Raw genomic sequence first — 20,248 nt, 5'->3', positions numbered from 1 at the left:
ACGGCCGCCGGACGGGCGGGCGCGCAGTCCAAGGACCTTACTGCCCCAGCGGCTTGGCCAGTGTGATGCTCGGCGAGACGTGGACGTTCACGTTGTTGTTGGCAAAGGTGTTGCCGCTCAGGCTGATGCCGTACACGGTGCCGATGCCCTGGTAATTAGACACGGAGATGCCCCGGTCGTAACCCTCGATGTGGTTTCCGATGACCTGGACGTTGGTGGCCGGATCCTTCTTCTCCCAAAGATAGATGCCGCTGCCGGTGCGTTCGTAGCCGGCCCGCTTGTAGAACTTGTTGCCCTGGATCAGCGCGGTCTTGGTCGCGAAGGAGACGTCAATGCCGACGCCACGCGAGCGGATCACGTTGTTGGTGATGGTCAGGTGGTCGCCACCGTTGTCACCGACGAACAGGCCGCCGTCGAGCTGGTTGCTGTCGAAGGTGATGTACTCGGCGCCACCCTGCTCGATCCAGGCGGCGATGGAGGTCTTGCCGTCGGTGAAGCTGTTGTTGCGGATGATGGCGTTCTTGCCGTTGCTGCCCGAGACCAGCGAGGACCAGTGGTTGCGGCCGACCTTGTTGCCTTCGACCAGGTAGCCGGTGGAATCGAAGATGTAGATGCTGTTGCCCCAGGTGCCCTCGTAGCCGTGGCTGGTAGGCTCGGCCAGGCCGGCACCTTCCCAGGTGTTGTTGCGCACGACCAGGTTGTGGGTGGCGGTGGCGGTGAGGTGCTGGATGGATTTGTAGGCGTCGGTATTCTTGAACGCGTTACCCTCGATCGTGCCGGACTCGGGCAGGTTGTCGCCGTCCATGCGGATGGCGTAGTAGGTCTCGTGGAAGGTGTTGCCGCGGATCTTCACGCGCGGCGACTTGTAGACGTACATCGCGTGGGAGGGGGCGTACTGAAACACGTTGTTCTCGAACACCGAATCGGCCCCGTTGGCCACATGCACCAGTGCGGCCGAGTTGCCCGCGCCTTCCAGGCTCATGCGGCGCGCGTAGTTGCCGTCGAAAGTGATGTTTCGCACGGTGACGCGCTCGTAGGAGGCGTTGATGATGCGGCCGGTGTAGCCGTCGGCCGTCTTCAAGATCACCTTCGTGTCGGCGGCGGCGGAGATGGTCTGGCCGTTGCGCACGTCGAGTTCGCCATAGATCGTGTAGACGCCGGGCGGGATCACCACGTCGAGGCTGGCTCCCAGCAGGGCGTTGATGCGGGCCGTGCCGTCGGCGTAGACGGGCAGCCCGGCTTCAGGCGTTGCCACAGGCGTCGGAGCAGGTGCAGGTGCAGGAGCAGGAGCAGGTGCAGGAGCAGGTGCAGGAGCAGGAGCAGGAGCAGGAGCAGGAGCAGGAGCAGGAGCAGGAGCAGGAGCAGGAGCAGGAGCCGATGCATCGCCACCGTTGCGGTTCGGCTTGACGGTGCCATTGCCCGTGACGTAGCGGCCCTTGCTGGGGTCTTCCAGTTCGATGCTGTCGTCGCCTCCACTACCTCCGCAGGCAGCGAGGGCGGCAAACAAGGAGAGGACGGATCCGGATTTGAGGAGAAGGCGCGTGTTCATGTTTTCCTGGTCGGCTTGGGTCAGCGAGATACCGAGTTGCCCGTACCCAACTCACGGGTTCAGCTCAGCTACGAAGCCGCGACCATAGTACGAAGACGCATACTTAGAAGGCGGGGGTGGCCTACGAAAGTAACCAAGCATCTGCGGGTTGTCACAAAGCTGAGGCAGACGGGGCGCTGCGGTGCGGTGCCCGCGCAACGCAGCTCAACAGCACTGCACGCCTGCTCAGCTGTGGACTTGGAGAGTGTGGGATCTACGGCACAACAACTGCAGCCCATGCTTGAGCTTGGCGTTCTGGCCAGCTCAACAGAACTTACAAAGCGACACGTGTGCAGTAGGCGGGGAGAGCCGGTAGGAGCAACGATCCACCCCGCATGGGACAGTCAGCCCTTCACGATTCGAGTGCCGCCGCGATGCAATACTGCGATGCAAGCACCGGCCCCCTTGAACGTGCCACGCCGCGTGATCGTGGCGGACGGCGCCCCGCCCGCTGCCCTGGCCGCCGTCCGCTCGCTGGTGCGCGCCGGACACCGGGTCGAGGTGTCCACCTCGCGCCGCTGGGGCGACCGGGCCGCGCGCAGCCGCGGCGTGGAACCGTTCGCGACCCCTTCGCCCTCGCACCAGTCGGCTGGCTTCGGCGAAGCCCTGCTCGCGCGGGCAAAGCAGGGCGGCGGGCCCGTTATCCTTCCCTGCACCGAAGCCGCTGTGCTGGCGATCGAAGCCCGCCGTGCCGAGTTCGAACGGCATGCCCAGGTGCTGCTGCCGTCCTCGCCAGTGCTGCGCAGAGTGCTCGACAAGCGCGAGACCCTGGCCGTCGCGCGCCGCATTGGCATCGCGACGCCGAGAACGGTCACGGTGACGGGGCCGGCGGACCTGCCTGCCATCGCGGGCCTGCGCTACCCGGTCGTAGTGAAGCCTGCGTCCTCGCGCTGGACTGCGCGAGACGTGGTGGCCACCGCCGGACCGCTGTACGCGAGCCACGTCGATACTGCTGCCCTGGCGGCGACGCGCCTTCTTGAGGATGGGGCGCCGGGTGCCCTGGTCCAGGAGTTCGTTCCGGGCTCCGGCTGGGGCGTCGGGCTGCTGGTGCGCGCAGGCTCGGCCAGCGCAGTATTCGTGCACCGCAGGCTGCGCGAAGTCCATCCAGCCGGCGGCCCCTCAGCCGCCGCTGAATCGGCGCCGCCCGAGCCCGCCCTGGTAGAGCCCGCCATCGCGCTTCTGCGCGCGCTCGATTGGGAAGGTCTCGCCATGGTCGAGTTCCGTCGCGAGGGCTTGGGAGAGCCGGTGCTGATGGAAGTGAATGGCCGTACGTGGGGCACCCTGGGGCTGGCGATTGATGCCGGGGTTGATTTCCCGGCATTGCTGGTCAGCGGGGGGGGTGGTCTGCCGCCGGCCTACCGTGCCGGCATGCGGCGCCGCTGGCTTGCCGGCGAACTGCGCCGCGTGCAGGCGGTGTTCTATGGTCGGCCGCCGGGGTATGCCGGTCCCTTTCCCTCACGTTGGCGGGCGATCGCCGACGTGATGCTCGGGGTGGCGCCGGATTTCGTCTTCCGGTGGAGCGATCCCATGCCCTTCGCGTCCGAGGTGCTGGACGCGATGTCCTGAGGTTGGCGAGCCATGCGCCAACGCTGCACCTACATCGTGATCATCGGGCCGGACGGCTGCGGCAAGACCACCGTTGCACAGCAACTGTGTCAGGAGCTCTCGGCGCTGGTACCGGTGCGGTCCTACTGCTTTTCCTTCGAGAACCTGCCGGCTCCTTCGACCCTGCTCGGTCGCCGAACGACGGTTCTGCGCGCGGGACTTACCGACTCGAGGATGAGCATGCCGTTTCCGACTTGGAAGGCTACTCTGGCGGCCATCTGGTGGGGCCTGGACCACGTGCTCGGCCACGCCAAGCTGTGGCCTCGGGACCGGCGCGAATGCGTGATCTTCGCCCGCTCTTACCACGACTTTCTGTATGCCCGCACGCACATCAACGCGCCTCGCCCGGTGGTCCGGTTCTTCCTGAAGCTGGGCCCCAAGGCAGACTTGATTGTGGTGCCCCACCGATCGCCCGCGTCCATCCGCGCCGACAAGCCGGAGCTCACGCCGATGGAGATTGGTGCCCAGTACGCGCGCATCCTGGCAGAGCTAGGGGCGGCGGACAATCTCCTGAACGCCGACGCCGACGCCGCTGGCGTGCGCGGCGTGGTGTCCGAGATCCGCACGCGGATGCCTATCTGATGGAGCTGAATGGTGCCGGCTCCGCTGCCAGTGGCGACGAGGTGCGGCTGCTGTCGGCGCTGCGCCACGTGGAGCGAACGGCGCGATCCCGGCTGCTGGTGTTCGGCGTCGCCGCCCCGAGCGCGTGGCCGGCCGGGCTGGCGGTGGTGGACGAACACCTGCTTCACCTTGGCAGTGCGCGCGAGGTCGCCAACCTGCTGCGTGTTTGGGAAGGGCTGGCGCCGTGGTCGGGTCCTTCACATCCGAAGCACACCCTGGCGCCCGGACGCTTTCACGTGGCCGTCGTCGATCTCTGCCACGGGGCCGACGCGTGGCCCGCCGAGGAGGACACCGGCACGGGACCGCTTCTGGCCAGCGATGCCGGCAACACGCTCGCCATCGCCCGCATGCTCCTCACCCGCGGCGGCCGCGAATGGATTCGCGCGGCCCAGCCGCGCAGCTTTCCCGACACGCGCCAACGCATTGAACGTGCGGGACCGCACCTGGCGCATGCGCTCGCTTCGGGCCAGGCCTGCCTCACGGGCGGCGCGGTGCTGGCGGCGTTCGGCCTGCGCGAAGCGCGCGACCTGGACTTCCTGATCGCCGGCGGCGCCGGAGTGCCAGGGGGCACGGCGCCGCTGCCCCCGGCCGAGAACGCCGCCTACGAGGCGCTCGGGATCACGGTCGGCGAGATGCTGGACGACCCCGCTCAATCCTTCTGGTGCTTCGGCTTGCGAATGCTGGCCTTGTCCACGCTGGCGCGGATCAAGCAGGTCCGGGGCGCGCCCAAGGACCTGGAAGACTTGTGGGCGATCGAGGCGGCCCTTGCCGGCCGCGACACCCGCGTGAACCATTCGCTGGTCGCATGCTTGGCTGGGGGGCAGCGCCTGCGCGGCTGGCTACGCCGCGCGGGCGCGTTCGTCACCAGGGTGGGCGCGCCGGAACAGGATTTCCCTCGTGAGCGCTGAGCTCCACGGTCGTGGCGCTACCGTGCTGCGGGCGCGCGCTGTCCCGCGGCGTCTTGAAGCGGCCGAGCAGTTCGCTCCACTCCGCACGGTCCTGCGGCGTGATCGCGTTCTCGCTGCGCAGGCGCATGCCCGTGGCTTGGGATCCCAGCCGCCAACCGTCGAGCAGCAGACGGCCCACCATCATCACCGCGGCCTTGGCCGCATCACTGAAGCGTCGCCGGTGCAGGAAGTAGTGGCGCTGGACGGCGAACTGCGCCAGGCGCGCTCGCAGGTTCTTGCGCCACTGGATGCGGCTGCGCACGCGACGCGCCATCAGCAGCTCCGGCAAGCAGGTGTAGCGGCTTTCCTCGTGCGCGCGCAGCAGCAGCTCGAAGTCCTCCGCATAGAAGGGGGCCGGGTCGGGATAGCGGTGGGCGCGGAACCATTCGATGCGTCCGAGCCAGGTCGGATGCGCCATGCGGATGCGCAGCCAGGGGTGGCGGCAGATGTCCTCGTGCGTACGGCCGGCGTAGGGCTGCAAGCCGGTGAGCTCGCAGTCCTCGTTCATGCGGATGCAGCGGCAGGCCACTAGGTCCAGCGAGGCGTCGCCCTCCAGCTTGGCGATCTGCTTGCGCAGGCGATCCGGGTGCGCCAGGTCGTCATGGTCCATGCGGGCGAAGTAGCGGCCGCGGGCCAGGTCGATTGCCTGGTTGAGGCGCACAGCGAGTCCCCGGTTCTCGCCGTCCGATAGCACCCGTATGCGGGGATCGCCGAGCGCCGCCAGCGCGGCCGCCTGTCCGTCGGTGGAGCCGTCATCCATCACCAGCAGTTCCCAGTCGCTCATGCTCTGGACGAGCAGCGAGCGCACGGCCAGATGGACCTCAGGCCCGCCGTTGAAGACGGGCATGGCGATGGTCACCACCGGCGGGGGGCGGTCAGGCGAAGACAGGTTCATTGGGGCTCTGCCAGGTGGTCGGTGAACGTGGAGCACGCGGCGCCCGACTCGGTCCGAGCGCGCGCGCGAGAGTCGGCTGCGATCGAGCGCATGGTGCGGACCTGCAGGCCGCCAGCAGCCCGGGCCTGTGCAACCCGCTGCAGGATCTGCTCGAACATCTCGAACATGCCATGTCCATCGATGAAGTTCTCAGGGTGCGTCCACGCATGGACAACGCCGCCCGTGCGCTGTGCGTCGCGGATGATGTGCGTCCAGCGCTGCACCGTCACGGCCGCAGGGACGACGCAGCGCAGCCCGTGCCGCCAGTTTACGAAGCGGCCGGCCGGCAGCCGCGCCAGCGGGTCGGACGTGCAATGTGTAAAGGTCTCGCTGCGATCCCACAGCCCGCACTCGCGGGCCAGGGTGGCCAGGCGGCTGCCGCCGCGCGGTGCATCGCGGTACGCGGTGAAGCCGTGCGCCGGCAGCAGGTCCAGGTGGGCCAGCTGGTTGCGCGGGAAGACGAAGGTGGTGACGGCGTCTGCGCCGAAGCCCGGCACACAGCGCGTGAGCGAGAGCTCCGCCGCCGCTGCCGCGCGCGAGGCGATCGGGTGGCGCCAGGGCAGGTGCGAGAAACCGTGGCAGGCCAGCTCGTGGCCGCCGCGGGACGCGGACACGGCGTCCAGGCAGGCGGGCACGAACCAGCCGTCGCCGCCGTCTCGGTCGACATGGCTCAGCGCCTGCGTCATCCAGCCACTGGTGCGCGCAGTATCCTCGCCATGTTCGCGCCAGAGGCGGCGGAACTGCTGACGGGTGAGGGTGAACGCGGTTGTAAACGCGAAGGTGGCTTCGATGCCGTAGCGGTCCAGCATCTCCACGAGCCTGCGGTAGGTGGCCTCCAGCTTGCGGCTGGAGAGCATGGAGTGGTGGGGCGCGATCTGGTCGGCCACGCCCCACTTGCCCTCGCAGTCCAGGCTCAGCACGAAGGTGCCGGAGGTCACGGATGCTCTCCCGTCAGGCGTGGCCTGAGCTGCCATCGGATCGACTTCTCCCAGTCCCAGGCACTGCCTGGGCGCCACCCGATACCGGCCAGGCCACGCGGCTCGCGCGGGCTGGCGTACGGGATCTCAGTGCGCCCCGGCCAGAAGAGGCGTTGGGTCGCCGGCTCTGGCCGCACGGGTGCCGGCCGGCGCAGGCCTTCGGGATTGCGCGATTGCCAGCGCCAGGCATCGACGCACATGTCGTGCAGCGTGCGTGTGGCGCGCCACTCGAGCAGCGCCCGCGCACGCGACACGTCGGCCCAGCATGTCGGCACGTCGCCCGGCCGGCGCGGGCCGACGCGGTACGGGATCTCGCGCCCGCAAGCCTCCTCGTAGGTGTGCAGCACCTCTAACACGCTGTGGCCCTGGCCGGTGCCGAGGTTGATCGTGAAGCCCTCGACGCTGTCCGCGAGCACTTCCACCGCCCGCACGTGGCCGGCGGCCAGATCCTCCACGTGGATGTAGTCACGCACCCCGGTTCCGTCGGGCGTAGGGTAGTCGTCGCCGTGCACGACCAGATATGGGCGCTTGCCGCAAGCCACCTGCGACACGTAGGGCATGAGGTTGTTGGGGACCTCGCCCGGGTCCTCGCCGATCAGGCCGCTGACATGCGCGCCGGCGGGATTGAAATAGCGCAGGATCGCGACGCGCCATGCCCGGGAGGAGGACTGCACGGCGCCGAGGATCTCTTCACACACGAGCTTGGTGTGGCCGTAGGGATTGGTGTGGCCGCGCGGAGCGTCCTCCGCAATCGGCATCGTCCCGCCCTGGCCGTACACAGTGGCACTGCTGGAGAAGACGATGTTCCTGCAGCCAGCGGCGTCCATGGCCTGCAGCAGCCGCACCAGGCCGCGGATGTTGTTGTCGTAGTACTTGAGCGGCGCCGACACGCTCTCTCCCACGGCCTTGTAGGCCGCGAAGTGGATCACTGCGTGCACTTGGTGGCGCTCCATCAGCGCCCGGGTTCGCGTCACATCGGCCACGCTACCCAGCTCGCAGCGCACTGGCACGCCCAGCAGCCGGCGCAGACGTTCGAGCACCTGCGGGTGGCTGTTGGAGAAGTCGTCCAGAACGATGGGCGTGTGGCCGGCCGCGGCGAGCGCCACGACCGCGTGACTGCCGATGTAGCCGGCGCCGCCGGTGAGCAGGATGTTCATGGTGCGTAGGTCCTTCCACTGCCAGGGAGTCGGGCCAGTTCCTGGTAAATCGCCTCCACCCGCGCCGCCATGGCCCGGGCGCCGAAGTCGCGCTCGTAGCGCGCGCGCGCCGCCGCGCCCATGCGCTCGCGCATCTGCGGATTGGTCAGCAGGCGCTGCAGGGCGTCGGCCACCTCCGTCGGGTTATTGCGCGTGAGCCACCCCTCGTGCCCGTCGTCGAGTTGCGTTCGGATGCCGGGCAGGTCGCTGGCCAACACCGGGAGACCGGCCCGCAGCGCTTCGATGACTGAGATGGGCAAGCCCTCGTGGTCGGACAGCAGTACGAAGACCTGGCTGCGGACCAACAGGGCGGGAACGTCAGCCAAGTCGCCGGGCAGCTCCACCAGGCTGCCCAGGCCCAGGTCGTTGGCCATGTCGCGCAGCGCCGGCAAGCCGGGGCCGCCGCCGGCCAGAACCACAGGCGGCAATTCCAACCCGCGGCTGCGCAGCACGCACAGCGCTGCCAGCAGGATGTCGTGCCGTTTCGGAGGGGCCATGCGCGCCACCATCACCACGGCACCGCGCGCGGCATACGGTTTCGCGCGCAGGGGGGAATCGGCGATGCCGTTGGCGATCACCGTGACTCGACCGCTCGGGATGGGCAGGCGGCGTGCAAGGCTGCGCTCGTGGTGCGAGACGCAGATCATGTGCCGAGTCAGCGGCGACAGCAGCCGCTCCACCGCCAGCGCGAGCTGGCGCCGCGGGGGTGGAACCGCGTCCTTGAACCCGAAGCCATGCACGGTGTAAACGGCGGGCACACCACACAGGCCGGCCGCGATGCGGCCCAGCGCACCCGCACCGCCGCTGTGCAGGTGGACCACGTCGGGCGCCCACGACTGCACTGCGTCGCATATGCGCGCCACGGTGCGCAGTGCGCCGGTGGGCGACAACGAATTGCCCAGTGTTGCGATCGCGCGGACCTCGATACCGCTCGCCCGCAGCGCGTTACCCAGTGGCGTGGACTCCGCGCCGCCGATCAGGACCAGAAAACGATGTGAGGCCGCCAGCGCACGGCACAGTTCGAGCAGGTGCGTTTGCGCGCCGCCCGCCTCGCCTTTGGTGATGACCACGAGGATGCGCACGTTGCGGCTCCTTACTGGGCGCTTCGGAGCTCGTGGCGGCCCTGGGAGGACCAGCGCACGGCGGCGGTTGCTGCGGGTTGGGCGGAGACAAAGGCGCCGACCGCCAGCACGAGCCAGAAGTGACGCCAGTGCAGGGCGTCCACCACCGACGCATTGACCAGCAGGCCCGCGAGCATGCACAGGGCGGCGGTGAACCAGATGTTGCGGCCGCGACCGCGGCCGCTGCGCAGCAGCTGGCCGAGCACTCGCATGGTCACCATCAGCAGCGCGAAGGCGAGCGCGACCAGGCCTGCCGCCCCGTGCTCCGCGAAGATGCGCAAGTACGTGTTGTGTGGCGCGAGCGTCCGGTCGCCACGGTAGGTGGTGACCAGCCCTGGGCCCACGCCGGCGGGGTTGTCCATGCCGATGCGCCACGCCCTGTGCGCCATCTCGAAGCGCTCGGCGTCGTAGTGCTGCAGTCCCAGGCGACCATCCAGCAGGTTCAGCGTCGAGCGCACGCTCTCGTGTCGCTGAAGGTCGTCCGCCGTGGTCACGAGCACGGTGGCACAGGCCAGTACCGCGAACGCACTGAGCAGCTTGTAGCGGCCCGGCGCGAGGAGCAAGAACAGGCCCATCACAATGGCAAGGTTGACCCAGGCGGCGCGCGACGCGGTGACCGCCACGCCAGCTGAGCAGAGCAGGTGCAGCACCAGGAATGCCAGCCGCGTCCAGCCGTGGGTGCGACCCGCGAGGACCAAGAAGATCAGAACGGCCGGAACCAGGTAGGGACCGAGGACGTTCGGGTCCTTGAACAAGGCCTTGGGGCGGCCGGCGAAGTGCAGCGTTTCCGGCGCGAGCGAGGCCACGGCCGGATGCAGGCTGGCAATCGCGAGCAGGGAACTGAAGACGGCGGCAGCGGCATAGCCGGCGATGAAGGCGGCGAAACGCGGATCGCGCCGGCCGGCCAAGCTGGCGAGGTGGATTCCTAAGAGCACCAGGAATCCGGTGACCGCCGCAAAGAAGGCGGAGGTGGCCACGTCGTGCGCACTCAAGAGGATGGGCAGGAACTGCAGCAGGGCGAACAGCAGCAGCAGGAACACGATCTGGACGCTGGACGCGTCGGCGCGGCGATGGAGCGGGTCGGTGCGATTGCGCAGCACGTAAGCGACCATTAGCAGCAGTGCCAACAAGTCGAACGGCGCAGGCTCCTTCACGGTGACGCAAGAGCTCAGCCCCAGCGTCCCATAGGCGAGCAGGGGCAGCACTGGGCGGCTTGGGCGAAGCGCGTAGCGGGCGTCCGGGATGCGGTAGGCGGGCTGCGGGTGCATGGTCCTGCTGTCCTCAGGGGCGGGGCCGCCCGCCCGCGGGCAGGGCGGCCGTGCGGGGAGGCGCGTGCCGACGCCACGCGGCGGCACGCCAGCGGGGCCAGTGAAACTGAGTCAGCCGCGCATATACCAGGGCATAAGCGAGGGCGCAGGCGGCGAAGCTGGCGCACAGCAGCACCGGGCTGTCGGCCCACGCGACGGCGAGCCCGGCGCACAGCAAGGTGTAGCCCCAAGCGAACAGGCTGGTGAAGCCGTTCTGCCAGACGCGCGGGCAGTCGGGGATTAGGCGGCGGGCCACCCGCCGGTGCACCAGCATGTGGAGGTGGACCTTGTCCGGCTGGCCGGGGCTGCAGCCCTCGCGGCGCGACTTGCGCCAGAAGGAAAATGTGACCTCCAGTACCGGGTAGGCGCAGACCAGCAGCGTGGCCCAGCCGGTCACGCTGGGGTTGCGCATGGGCAGCAGAATCGCGACCCATCCCAGCAGGAAGCCCAAGAGGTAGGCGCCGCCATCGCCAAGGAAGATCTTTCCCAGCGGCCAGTTCACGACCAGGAAGCCCAGCGCCCCCGAAGCGATCAGCATGCAGGTGCCAGCCAGCGCCGCATCTCCGTGCCACCAAGCGATAACGCCTATGGCGCCGAACATGAGCGCGACCGACCCGCCAGCGAGACCGTTGAAGCCGTCGATGATGTTCACTGCATTGGCCAGCCCGCCGACCGCGAACGCCGTGAACAGCACGGCGAGTGGCGTGGCGGTCAGCGCCGCATCGAGCAGCGGCAGCCCTGTGTGCCGCATCGCCACGCCGGTGAGCCACCAGGCGAGTACGCCGCTGGCCATGGTGGCCAGCAGGCGCGGCAGGATCCCGACGCGCTTGGTGACGTCCTCCAGCAGTCCGGCGACAAAGGCCGGGGCGCCGGCCAGGAGCATTGGCGCGAGCAGGTTAAGCACGTTGCGGTCCGCAGCGGGATAAGCGGCGAGCAGTCCTAGCGAGATGGCCGCCCCGCCGATGCGGGGGGTCGGTGCCGTATGGAACTTCTGCACGCCTTCGGTGGAGTCGAGGCTCAGGAAACCGTGCCAACGCTGGGTTTGGACCAGCGCGATGCAGGCGGCGAGCGTGGCGGCGAAGGCAAGGAGGATGGCGGACATGGGGTAAGGGGCAACGTGGTTTGCGGCACTTGAGCTGGCGGCTGGCAGAGCACCGCTACGCGCCGCGGACCATCCCGTAGTCGTATCCGTACTCACCGAGGCCGTAGCGGTCGGCGTCAGGCCCCATACCGTTGAAGACCACGCGCGTGCTGTCCACACCACTCTCGGCCAGACGGCGCGCGGTCTCCTGCAACTCGCGCGGGCGAGTCAGACCCGATCGCGCCACCAGCAGAACCGTGCCCGCCAAGGACGCGAGGATCGCCGCGTCGGAGGCGACCAGCACCGCGGGCGCATCGACGATAACTACGTCGTACTGCAACGCTACGTCGTTTAGCAGGGGACCGGCCGAACCGGTGATCAGCAGGTCAGCGGGGCTGCGGACCGTCGCGCCGGTGGACAACAGATCCACGTTGGGAAGAACCCCCCTGTGCACCGCATCTTTGAAGGCGATCTGATGGCTGATCACGTCGCTGAAGCCGCCTTCGCGCGGCAATCTGAAGCAGTCGTTGAGCTTTCCTTTGCGCAAATCCGCATCGATCAGCAGCACGCGGCGGTTGGCCGCGCCTAGAACGGCGGCGAGGTTGACGCTGGTGAAGGACTTGCCCACGCCTGGCGTCGGGCCGGTGATCAGGACCACGTTCGATCCGTTCTTGGCCATCGTGAACTGTAGGGCCGTGCGCAGGCCGCGCAGGCTCTCCACGGCGGCGTCCTGGGGCGCTTGGGCTGCCAGCACCCGCACACTGTCCCGACGGCGCGAACGCGCCAGGGCGTTCTGCGCAGTCGCGAGCGGCACGGTGGAGATGAGGTGCAGGCCGGCTTGGCGCTCGATCTCGGCCGGGTCTTTGATGCCGCGCCGGAGGCTGTTGCGCAGGAACGCGAGCACCAGCCCCAGCACGAGCCCCAGCGCACCCGCGCCGGCGACGACCGTGGCTGAGTGAGGGGTGGTCTGCAGGACTGGCACGAACGCCGGGTCGATCACGCGTACGTTGCCGACCTTGCCTTCCTTGATGAGCTGCAGCTGCTGGGCGTCGGCTTGCAAGGTCGCGTAGAGGTCGGACTTGAGCTTGAGGTCACGCGATAGCCGCAGCATGTCCTGCTCGACATTCGGCAGCGCGCGTACGCGGCCCGTGAGGGTGCCCAGCTCCCGGGTGATGCCGGCGATGCGCGCATCAGTCGCCTGCATGCTGGGGTGCGCGGGGCCGAGCCTCGACTCGAGATCACGCCGGGTCTGCTGCAACTGCACCAGCTCGGCCTGGAGCTGGGCCGAGCGCTCCATGGCCATGCGGCCCTCGGTGTTAAGGTCAAAGGTGCCGTAGCGGTTGCGGAACTTATTGAACTTCTTCTCGGCCTCCTCGACCTGCGCCCGCACGCTGGGCAGCATCGATCCGAGGAAGCCTAGCGTCTTCTCCGCCTCGGCTGACTTGCGCGAGATGTTCTGCCGCAGATAGGCCGCAGAGATCTCGTTGAGGGTCAGCGCCAGCTTCTCCGGATCGGGCCCCGCCAGACGGGTGCGGATCACGCCGGACTGCTTGCCTTGCTCTTCGATCTGCAGCGCGCTTTGAAGGTTCTCCAGCGCACGCAGTGTCGGCTGGCGTTCCACGTAGAACTCGGCGCCCGGACGGCCGACGGCGGACTCGACCAAGAGAACGCCACGACCACTGCCGACGGCGAACTCGAGCGGCTGGCCGATGCGGCCGGCAGCCAGTAGCTGGCCATCCGGGTCGAGCAGCTCGTAGCCGCCTTCGGTGAGCCGGGCCGTGAACGGCCGGCCCTGGAACGGCGGGAGCACGTCGAAGCGCGTTATCTGCAGGGACTCGTTGCCCCAAACATACCCCTGCACGCCAAGCCGGCGCAGCAGGTGCGGATTCGAGGGCTCGGTGGCGCGGCGACTCAGCCAGGCACCGATACCGGGAAGGTACTTGGGTGTGACCGACAGTTCGAGTTGCAGCTTCTCGACGGCCTGCCCCACCACGAAGCGCGATCGAAGGATATGTATTTCGGCCATAGCCGAGGGCTCCGTCTCCGGCGTGTTCGCCGCCTGGCCCATGGTGCCGCTCAGGGGCACCGCCGAGGGCCGGCTCTCAACCTGGATCAGGGTGTCGGCCTCGTAGAGCGGCGTCTTGAGGATGGCCCATCCCGCGCCGACGCCCATGGCGACCAGCACGCAGCCCACGATCATTCCCTTGCTGTCCAGGGCGACGTTCAGGAGCTCGCGCAGGCTGGTTTCCTCCGTATTCGTCCCGTGCCGATGCTCCATGCGGAGCGGTGGTTCCAATAACGTCATGCTTGCGGTTCTCCCGTCGCCCCGGCCGCTGCGAACCGTGCGGCGACCTGGCCCTCATTGAACCCGCTGCGCGCCGAAGCGGCATGGGTCGGAGCAACTTGAGGAGGTAGGTGAAGGGTCCTGCCATCCCGGGACGTTTGCACCGCGTCAGCCGGCGGAGCTGTCAGGTCGTGTCGGCGCGGTGCTGAACGCCCCGGCAGTGAGCTTGTCGCGCCAGTACACGAAGCGCGGCAGGAACGAGGGCGCGCCATGGGTGCGTGCCATCACGCGGCCCTGCCACCAGGCGCGCCAGCGGTGCGTCTGCGAGAGCTGCCCTGGCCGCTCCCGGTAGGCGCCCCACCAGTCGTCCACGTGCAGGATCGGGAAGCGGCGGCTGATGCGGATCCAGAGGTCCCAGTCAGCAACCAGCGGGTAACGCGGATCCAGCGAGCCGACGGCCTCCAGCGCCTCCCGGCGAAAGAACACAGTGGGATGGGGAAGCACGTTCTGTTCGCACACCAGTCGGTCGTGATCGGACTGCCATCGACGCCTGCGGCGGATCTCGTTGCCCTGCTCATCGACGCGCAGGCTGTTGCAATAGACCAGCGCCACGTCGGGGTTGCACGCCAGCGCGGTCACAGCCTTTGCGATCGCGCCCGGGAGGTAGTAGTCGTCGGAGCAAAGCCAGGCGATCACGTCGCCGCGGGCCATCGAGAAGCCCAGGTTCACCTTTTCACATAAGCCGTGAGGTGCGTCGGTAACCACCATCGCCCGCGGGAATCGGGCCAGGACCTGCGCGGTGCAGTCGGTCGATCCCGCATCGAGGACGATGTGCTCGACCCGTGGCCAGTCCTGCTGCTGCACGCTGCGGAGGGCGTCCGCGATGTACTGTCCCGTGTTGAGGGACGGCGTGACGATCGACACCAGCGGATCGGGTGCGAGCGGGTTCACGCGCTCCGGCTGTCGGGAGGTCTGCGGTGCGACATTGCGGTGATCGGTTTTCGGCATGGGCCTCCGTTCAGATCCTCCGGAGTACAGGAATTGAAACGGATGGTCCGTGCCCGCGCATGCGTGAATTGGTTCAGTCTGCGCAGGAGGGCTGTCCTGGAGCGCTTGGGACGAACAACCCAGGAAACGGACCACACGTCGATCGCTCGACTTACCGTTCACGCAGCGGCATTAAACCTGGGATACACGGGGCGAAAGCGCCTCCATGGACGTATTGAAGAGCAGTCCTGCATGGCCAACCAGGGTAGATGGCCGCGGCGGATGCGAGAGCCTGACGGACCTCACGAATAGAACGTGCAGCGATGCACAACACGATGCCCCGCGCCTAAACTGACCATGCCATGAACACACGCCTCAAGACCTGGGCCATACGGCCGCGGCCATTGATGGAGATTGGCGCCAGACTCCTGAGAAGCATGAGTCTGCGGGCGCCAGGATTCGTTCAGCTGCTCGATGATGCTGAGGGTGAAAGCAGAGGGTTCGTGCTCTGTCGTGGCTATCGCCTGCCGCCGAAGAGCATGCGCGGAAGGATGTGCGGAGACGCCTTCCGCACCGACAGGTTCTACGTGCTGTCAGCAGTGCTGGAAGCATCGAAATTCTCGGCGAGGCTTGGCGGCATGCAAGATGCTCGCATCGTCGATATCGGGTCCGGGCTGGGGCGCCTTGCCACCGGATTGCTTGCAGAGTTGCCGGACGTGCACTACCTCGGGATCGATGCCAATGAACAGTTCGTGCATTGGTGCAGGGAACACATCGAGAAACTCCATCCTAACTTTCGCTTCGTCCATCTGGACGTGGCCAACGATCTATACAACCCGGGCGGCACCATTGCGGGGGGCGAGTTGCGCTTGCCGGTGGACGATGCATCGATCGACGCCGCGAACCTCTGGGGGGTGTTCACGAATATGGTGCCGGAGCACGTACGAGCGTATGTCGCAGAGATCGCAAGAATTCTTCGCCCACAAGGCCGGTGCTTCCTGACCGCCTTCGCCGAAGATGACGTTCCCGAGGTCACTTTCAATCCGAGCGACTACGTTCCCTACAGATGCACTCTGCCGCTGACCGTGGTCCGCTATAGCAAGCAATGGCTGTTCTCGACCTTTCAGCAGCACGGATTGCAGCTCGAGGAGTTCCGCTACCACGGGACCATGTTCCCCAAGCAGAGCGAGATCTACCTGATCAAGGCGGATACAAGGCTTGGCCAGTGAGTAGATGAGGCAGCCTCCGGCACCCGTGGAGCTTGCCGGAAGATCAGCCGCAACCACCATCACGCCTGCACACGCGCGCTGCAGCGCGCCACAATCAACCCATCGCCAGACAACGGCTTGGCGCAAGGGATACGCCCGATGAACCAGGAGCCGCACAGCCCCGCTTCCTGCCGACTCTGTGGAGCGGGATTGCGCCACACCTTCACCGACCTGGGCCTCTCGCCTCCCTGCGAAGCCTACGTGCCAGCGGACCGGCTCGGCAGACCGGAACTGTTCTATCCCCTCCACGTGTTCGTGTGCGAACAGTGCCTGCTCGTGCAGTTGCCTGAGCACGTGAGTCCACAGGAGATCTTCACGGAGTACGCCTACTTCTCGTCGTACTCAGACAGCTGGCTCGCACATGCGAAGACCTATGCAGTCCGGATGGTCGAGCGCTTCAAGCTGGGTCCGGAGGCGCTGGTGGAGCTGGCCAGCAACGACGGCTACCTGCTCCAATATTTCCAGGAGCAGCGCATCCCGGTTTTGGGCGTGGAGCCGGCGGCCAACGTCGCGAAGGTGGCGGCGCAGAAGGGAATTCCGACGCGGGTGGAGTTCTTCAGCCGTGAGTGCGCCGCCGCGATGGTGCGCGAGGGAACGCGCGCCGACCTCATCGCGGCCAACAACGTGTTCGCCCACGTTCCCGACATCCGAAGCTTCACAGCCGGCATGAAGCTGCTGCTCAAGCCTGGAGGCGTAATCACCATCGAGGTTCCGCACCTGATACGGCTGATGGAAGGCAACCAGTTCGACACCAGCTACCACGAGCACTTCTCGTACTGGTCGTTCATGGCGGCGAAGCGGATGCTCGAGGATTTCGGGCCGACGGTGTTCGATGTCGATGAGCTGACCACGCATGGCGGCTCGATGCGCATGTACGCTCGGCATGCTGAAGACACGTCCTGCCCGGTGAGCGAGCGTGTGCAGGACCTCCTGCGCCGCGAGGAGGAGGCGGGCTTCGGACGGCTGCAAACGTATTTCTCCTTCAATGAAAAGGTGAGGCGGACCAAGCGAGGCATCCTCGCGTTCTTCATCAAGGCAAAGCGTGCGGGCAAGTCCGTCGCTGGTTACGGTGCACCCGGCAAGGGCAACACGCTGCTGAACTACTGCGGCATACGCACCGACTTCCTGGACTACACGGTCGATCGCAATCCGTACAAGCAGGGCAAGTTCCTGCCGGGAACACGCATCCCGATCTACCCGCCCGAGAAGCTGCGCGAGACCTGTCCGGATTACGTTTTCATCCTGCCCTGGAAACTGAATGACGAGATCCGGCAGCAGCTCGCCTACGTGCGCGACTGGGGCGGGCGGCTGGTGGTTCCCATCCCCGAGCTGGAGGTGCTGGAGTGACCCACGAGCCCGCGCACGGCGCCGCGATGCACGGGTTGATCCGCGAGCTGTTCCCGATCTGCCGCAGCATCACGGGCGACGGGGTCCGGCAGACCCTCGCGCGGCTGGCGCAGGAGATCCCGCTGGTGCAGCACGAAGTACCGAGCGGCACGAGCGTGTTCGACTGGACCGTGCCGCGCGAATGGAACGTGCGCGACGCCTATGTGAAGCACCCGCGTGGCGAACGGGTCATCGACTTCCGCCGGCACAACCTGCATCTGGTGAACTACAGCGTGCCCGTGCGCCGGACCATGACTCTGACCGAGCTTCGTCCGCACCTGCATTCCCTGCCGGACCAACCCGACCTGATCCCCTACCGCACCTCCTACTACAAGGAGGCCTGGGGTTTTTGCCTGCCACACCGGCAGCTGGAGCAACTGCCGGATACCGAATACGAGGTCCTGATCGATTCCACCCTGGCGGAGGGCCATCTCACCTACGGCGAATGCCTGCTCGAAGGCGACACGCCGCAGGAAGTGCTCATCTCCTGCCACACTTGCCACCCCTCTCTGGCCAACGACAACCTGTCGGGCCTGGCCGTCGCGACGTTCCTCGCGAAGCACCTGGCCACGGTGCCCCACCGCTACTCGTACCGTGTCGTGTTCGTGCCGGGCACGATCGGGGCGATCACCTGGCTGAGCCGCAACGAGGAGCGCGTGCGGCATATCCGGCACGGCCTGGTGCTCACGTGCATTGGCGATCGCGCGAGCTTCACGTACAAGCGCAGCCGCCGCGGCGATGCCACCATCGACCATGCGGTGGAGCACGTCCTCCAGCATGAGGACCCCGGCCGCCGGGTCGTGCCGTTTTCTCCCTACGGCTATGACGAGCGCCAGTACTGCTCGCCCGGCTTCAACCTGCCGGTCGGCTGTCTCATGCGAAGCCACCACGGACATTTCCCCGAGTACCACACTTCGGCCGACAACCCGGACTTCGTGACACCCGAGGCGCTCGCGGTTGCGTTCAGCACGCTGCTGTCGGTGTTCGACGTGCTTGAACACGATGGCCGTTACGTGAATCTGCAGCCGAAGTGCGAGCCGCAGCTGGGCCGGCGCGGCCTGTACGCATCGACCGGAGGCAGCAGCCCGTCCGATCTGGCGATGGCCATGTTGTGGGTGCTGAACCTGTCCGACGGACAGGCGGGCCTGCTGGACATCGCGCACCGTTCCGGAATGCCGTTCGCGACCGTGCGGGAAGCGGCTGAGCGGCTGGAGCGCCATCACCTTCTGGCGGCGGCGCCATGACTGCGCTGGCCGGCAGGGTGGCCGTGGTGACGGGCGCGAGCCGCGGGATCGGTGAGGCGATCGCCCTCGCGCTCGCGGCAAGCGGGGCACGGCTGTGCCTGGTGGGCCGCGACGAAGACACGTTGCTGCGGGTCGCGCAGGGTGCCCATCGTGCGCACGACACGCAGGTGCCGCACCGCTGCTTTCGGGCCGATCTGGCGGACGACGCCGATGTGGAGCGCCTTGCCGATTCCCTTCGGCGCGATCTCCAGACGGTGGACGTGCTGGTCCATGCGGCCGGCATCCTGCACCCGGCCCGCTTCGAGAATGCCTCGGCGGCGCAGTTCGACGCGCAGTACCGGACCAACGTGCGTGCCCCCTTCGTCCTCACGCAGCGGCTGCTGGCGCCGTTGAAAGTGGCACGAGGCCAGGTGGTGTTCGTCAATTCCAGCGCCGGCCTCTCCGCCCGCGCAGACCACGGTCAGTACGCCGCGACCAAGCATGCGCTGAAGGCTGTCGCCGACTCCCTGCGCGAGGAGGTCAACCCCGCGGGCGTGCGCGTCCTGAGCGTGTTCCTCGGACGCACGGCCACGCGGATGCAGGCCGAGCTGCACGCGATCGAAGGCAAACCCTACGAGCCGGTTGCGCTCATCCAGCCCGAGGATGTCGCAGCCCTGACCCTGCAGGTCCTGTTGATGCCGCGCAACGTGGAAGTCACCGACATCAGCCTTCGCCCGATGCGGAAACCTCCGGCCTGAGGGCGCACACTTCCTTGGCGGCGGGCCAAGGCGCCACGCCTGCGAGTTCCTGAAGGACGTGGAGGCGTACAGGCGCGAGTGGGTCGTCCGGGAACTTCCGGGCAAACCACGCCTGCGCGGTGCGTAGCGTTCCGAGGTCTTCCAGCCCGAACTCCCCCACGTGGGCCTGGTTGTATCGCTGGATCAGGTGATGCATCGGCCCCCTGCGCCGAACCAGCCGCATCAGCAGCGTGGCCACCAGAAATTCGTCCGCTATCCGCAGCCGACTGAAGTAGCCGCGGATCTCAGGCTGCTCGAACTGCTCGACCAGCCCCTGCACGATGTGGCGACGTGCGCCCAGCCACGGCGAGCCGTAGTACGGTCGCAAGGACGCGCCGAACGGATGTCGGCCTATCCAGGGATGGGAGAACGCGCCGACCGCAGCGCGCGCGATCCAGGGCACGACGCCACGGCCCCTGCCGCTGTGCAGCCATATGCCGGCTTCATCGCGGCGCAGGGCCGAGTCGCCGAAGTAATCGGTCGACAGTCGCCGCAGCACACGGTGGCGCAGGCTGCCTTCCGGGGTGAAAGCCCTGTAGCCGACCGACATCAGTGCATCGCGGTCGTTCAGCAGATCGATGCAGTCGAAGTGGGCCTCGATGTCGCCGGACACGTGTTGCTCGAACTGGCGCATCGGCTGGATCGGAAGGCAGGTCGGGCTGAGCAGCTGCAGGTAATCGAAGTCCAGGGTGTCCAGTGCGTGGCGCAGCGAGTGAAAGACACCCTCTGTGAAGCCGAACACTGCCCAGCCCGTTCGCTTGGGTTCGGGCACGAATCGCGCGTTGGTCGCGCCCAGCGAAAAGTCCGGCGATTGGGAGAAGTCGTGGTGTACCAGCACCGTGTGCGGCGCCAGGGCCCGGGCGAGCTGCTCGACGGTGTCGTGCCGGGCAACTGCAGACATGATGACGAAGACGATTTTCATGCCC

General features: G+C 67.4%; 18 protein-coding genes. 8 read left to right on the top strand and 10 right to left on the bottom strand.

Translation table 11 applies throughout. From position 1 onward, the window contains the following. Positions 1-37: 37 nt before the first annotated feature. Complete coding sequence (locus tag EZ242_RS19620; protein ID WP_135286895.1) at positions 38-1,255, bottom strand: right-handed parallel beta-helix repeat-containing protein; 1,218 nt, start codon at positions 1,253-1,255, stop codon at positions 38-40. Between EZ242_RS19620 and EZ242_RS22560 the strand changes: the two genes are divergently transcribed. The 4 genes from EZ242_RS22560 (at position 1,249) to EZ242_RS19605 (ending at position 4,722) form a co-directional block, all read left to right on the top strand. Then, on the top strand, positions 1,249-1,407 hold the full coding sequence (locus EZ242_RS22560) for a hypothetical protein (protein ID WP_205960692.1): 159 nt from the start codon (positions 1,249-1,251) through the stop codon (positions 1,405-1,407). The two genes, EZ242_RS19620 and EZ242_RS22560, sit on opposite strands and share 7 nt — an antisense overlap. 592 nt (positions 1,408-1,999) lie before the next feature. After that, entirely contained in the window at positions 2,000-3,154 is a 1,155-nt protein-coding gene (locus EZ242_RS19615; RefSeq protein ID WP_240787178.1) for a carboxylate--amine ligase, read from the top strand. Between the two features lie 12 nt (positions 3,155-3,166). Next, positions 3,167-3,775 (top strand): P-loop NTPase family protein, encoded by a 609-nt coding sequence (locus tag EZ242_RS19610; protein WP_135286893.1) that lies wholly within the window; start codon positions 3,167-3,169, stop codon positions 3,773-3,775. 41 nt (positions 3,776-3,816) lie between these two features. Continuing rightward, positions 3,817-4,722 (top strand): hypothetical protein, encoded by a 906-nt coding sequence (locus tag EZ242_RS19605; protein ID WP_135286892.1) that lies wholly within the window; start codon positions 3,817-3,819, stop codon positions 4,720-4,722. Here EZ242_RS19605 and EZ242_RS19600 read toward each other — a convergent pair. The 8 genes from EZ242_RS19600 to EZ242_RS19565 form a co-directional block, all read right to left on the bottom strand. Further along, entirely contained in the window at positions 4,676-5,656 is a 981-nt protein-coding gene (locus EZ242_RS19600; RefSeq protein ID WP_135286891.1) for a glycosyltransferase family 2 protein, read from the bottom strand. The two genes, EZ242_RS19605 and EZ242_RS19600, sit on opposite strands and share 47 nt — an antisense overlap. Further along, positions 5,653-6,633: a polysaccharide deacetylase family protein gene (locus tag EZ242_RS19595; protein WP_135286890.1), complete on the bottom strand. Its 981-nt coding sequence runs from the start codon at positions 6,631-6,633 to the stop codon at positions 5,653-5,655. The genes EZ242_RS19600 and EZ242_RS19595 overlap by 4 nt, the downstream gene beginning before the upstream one ends. Continuing rightward, positions 6,630-7,829 carry a UDP-glucose 4-epimerase GalE gene (galE, locus tag EZ242_RS19590; RefSeq protein WP_135286889.1) on the bottom strand — a complete coding sequence of 400 codons (1,200 nt, stop codon included), beginning with the start codon at positions 7,827-7,829 and terminating at the stop codon, positions 6,630-6,632. The genes EZ242_RS19595 and galE overlap by 4 nt, the downstream gene beginning before the upstream one ends. Then, positions 7,826-8,950 (bottom strand): glycosyltransferase family 4 protein, encoded by a 1,125-nt coding sequence (locus EZ242_RS19585; RefSeq protein ID WP_167784879.1) that lies wholly within the window; start codon positions 8,948-8,950, stop codon positions 7,826-7,828. Before EZ242_RS19585 ends, galE begins: the two co-directional genes overlap by 4 nt. A gap of 11 nt (positions 8,951-8,961) precedes the next feature. After that, a complete protein-coding gene (locus tag EZ242_RS19580) occupies positions 8,962-10,194 on the bottom strand; it encodes an O-antigen ligase family protein (RefSeq protein WP_167784877.1) in 1,233 nt (410 codons plus the stop codon). A 76-nt stretch (positions 10,195-10,270) separates the two neighbouring features. After that, complete coding sequence (locus EZ242_RS19575; protein WP_135286886.1) at positions 10,271-11,398, bottom strand: MraY family glycosyltransferase; 1,128 nt, start codon at positions 11,396-11,398, stop codon at positions 10,271-10,273. Positions 11,399-11,453: 55 nt separating this feature from the next. After that, positions 11,454-13,682 (bottom strand): polysaccharide biosynthesis tyrosine autokinase, encoded by a 2,229-nt coding sequence (locus tag EZ242_RS19570; protein WP_135286885.1) that lies wholly within the window; start codon positions 13,680-13,682, stop codon positions 11,454-11,456. A 147-nt stretch (positions 13,683-13,829) separates the two neighbouring features. Further along, the gene (locus EZ242_RS19565) at positions 13,830-14,669 is read right to left on the bottom strand and encodes a glycosyltransferase (protein WP_135286884.1); all 840 of its coding nucleotides are present in this window, start codon (positions 14,667-14,669) and stop codon (positions 13,830-13,832) included. 341 nt (positions 14,670-15,010) lie between these two features. Here EZ242_RS19565 and EZ242_RS19560 point away from each other — a divergent pair, with 341 nt between their 5' ends. From EZ242_RS19560 to EZ242_RS19545, 4 genes are all read left to right on the top strand, one after another. Beyond that, the gene (locus EZ242_RS19560) at positions 15,011-15,877 is read left to right on the top strand and encodes a class I SAM-dependent methyltransferase (RefSeq protein ID WP_135286883.1); all 867 of its coding nucleotides are present in this window, start codon (positions 15,011-15,013) and stop codon (positions 15,875-15,877) included. A 138-nt stretch (positions 15,878-16,015) separates the two neighbouring features. Further along, positions 16,016-17,263, top strand: coding sequence for a class I SAM-dependent methyltransferase (locus tag EZ242_RS19555; protein ID WP_135286882.1), 1,248 nt, complete (start codon positions 16,016-16,018; stop codon positions 17,261-17,263). Further along, on the top strand, positions 17,260-18,546 hold the full coding sequence (locus EZ242_RS19550) for a DUF4910 domain-containing protein (protein WP_205960691.1): 1,287 nt from the start codon (positions 17,260-17,262) through the stop codon (positions 18,544-18,546). The genes EZ242_RS19555 and EZ242_RS19550 overlap by 4 nt, the downstream gene beginning before the upstream one ends. Beyond that, positions 18,543-19,283, top strand: coding sequence for an SDR family NAD(P)-dependent oxidoreductase (locus tag EZ242_RS19545; protein ID WP_135286881.1), 741 nt, complete (start codon positions 18,543-18,545; stop codon positions 19,281-19,283). The genes EZ242_RS19550 and EZ242_RS19545 overlap by 4 nt, the downstream gene beginning before the upstream one ends. Here the strand turns inward: EZ242_RS19545 and EZ242_RS19540 are convergent. Further along, positions 19,249-20,244 (bottom strand): hypothetical protein, encoded by a 996-nt coding sequence (locus EZ242_RS19540; protein ID WP_135286880.1) that lies wholly within the window; start codon positions 20,242-20,244, stop codon positions 19,249-19,251. The genes EZ242_RS19545 and EZ242_RS19540 overlap by 35 nt on opposite strands. Between the last annotated feature and the right edge of the window lie 4 nt (positions 20,245-20,248).

The sequence above is a fragment of the Ramlibacter rhizophilus genome, assembly GCF_004681965.1.
Lineage (GTDB): Bacteria > Pseudomonadota > Gammaproteobacteria > Burkholderiales > Burkholderiaceae_C > Ramlibacter > Ramlibacter rhizophilus.
Note: the sequence above shows the minus strand (reverse complement) of the source record. Positions and strands in the feature narration are given on the sequence as shown.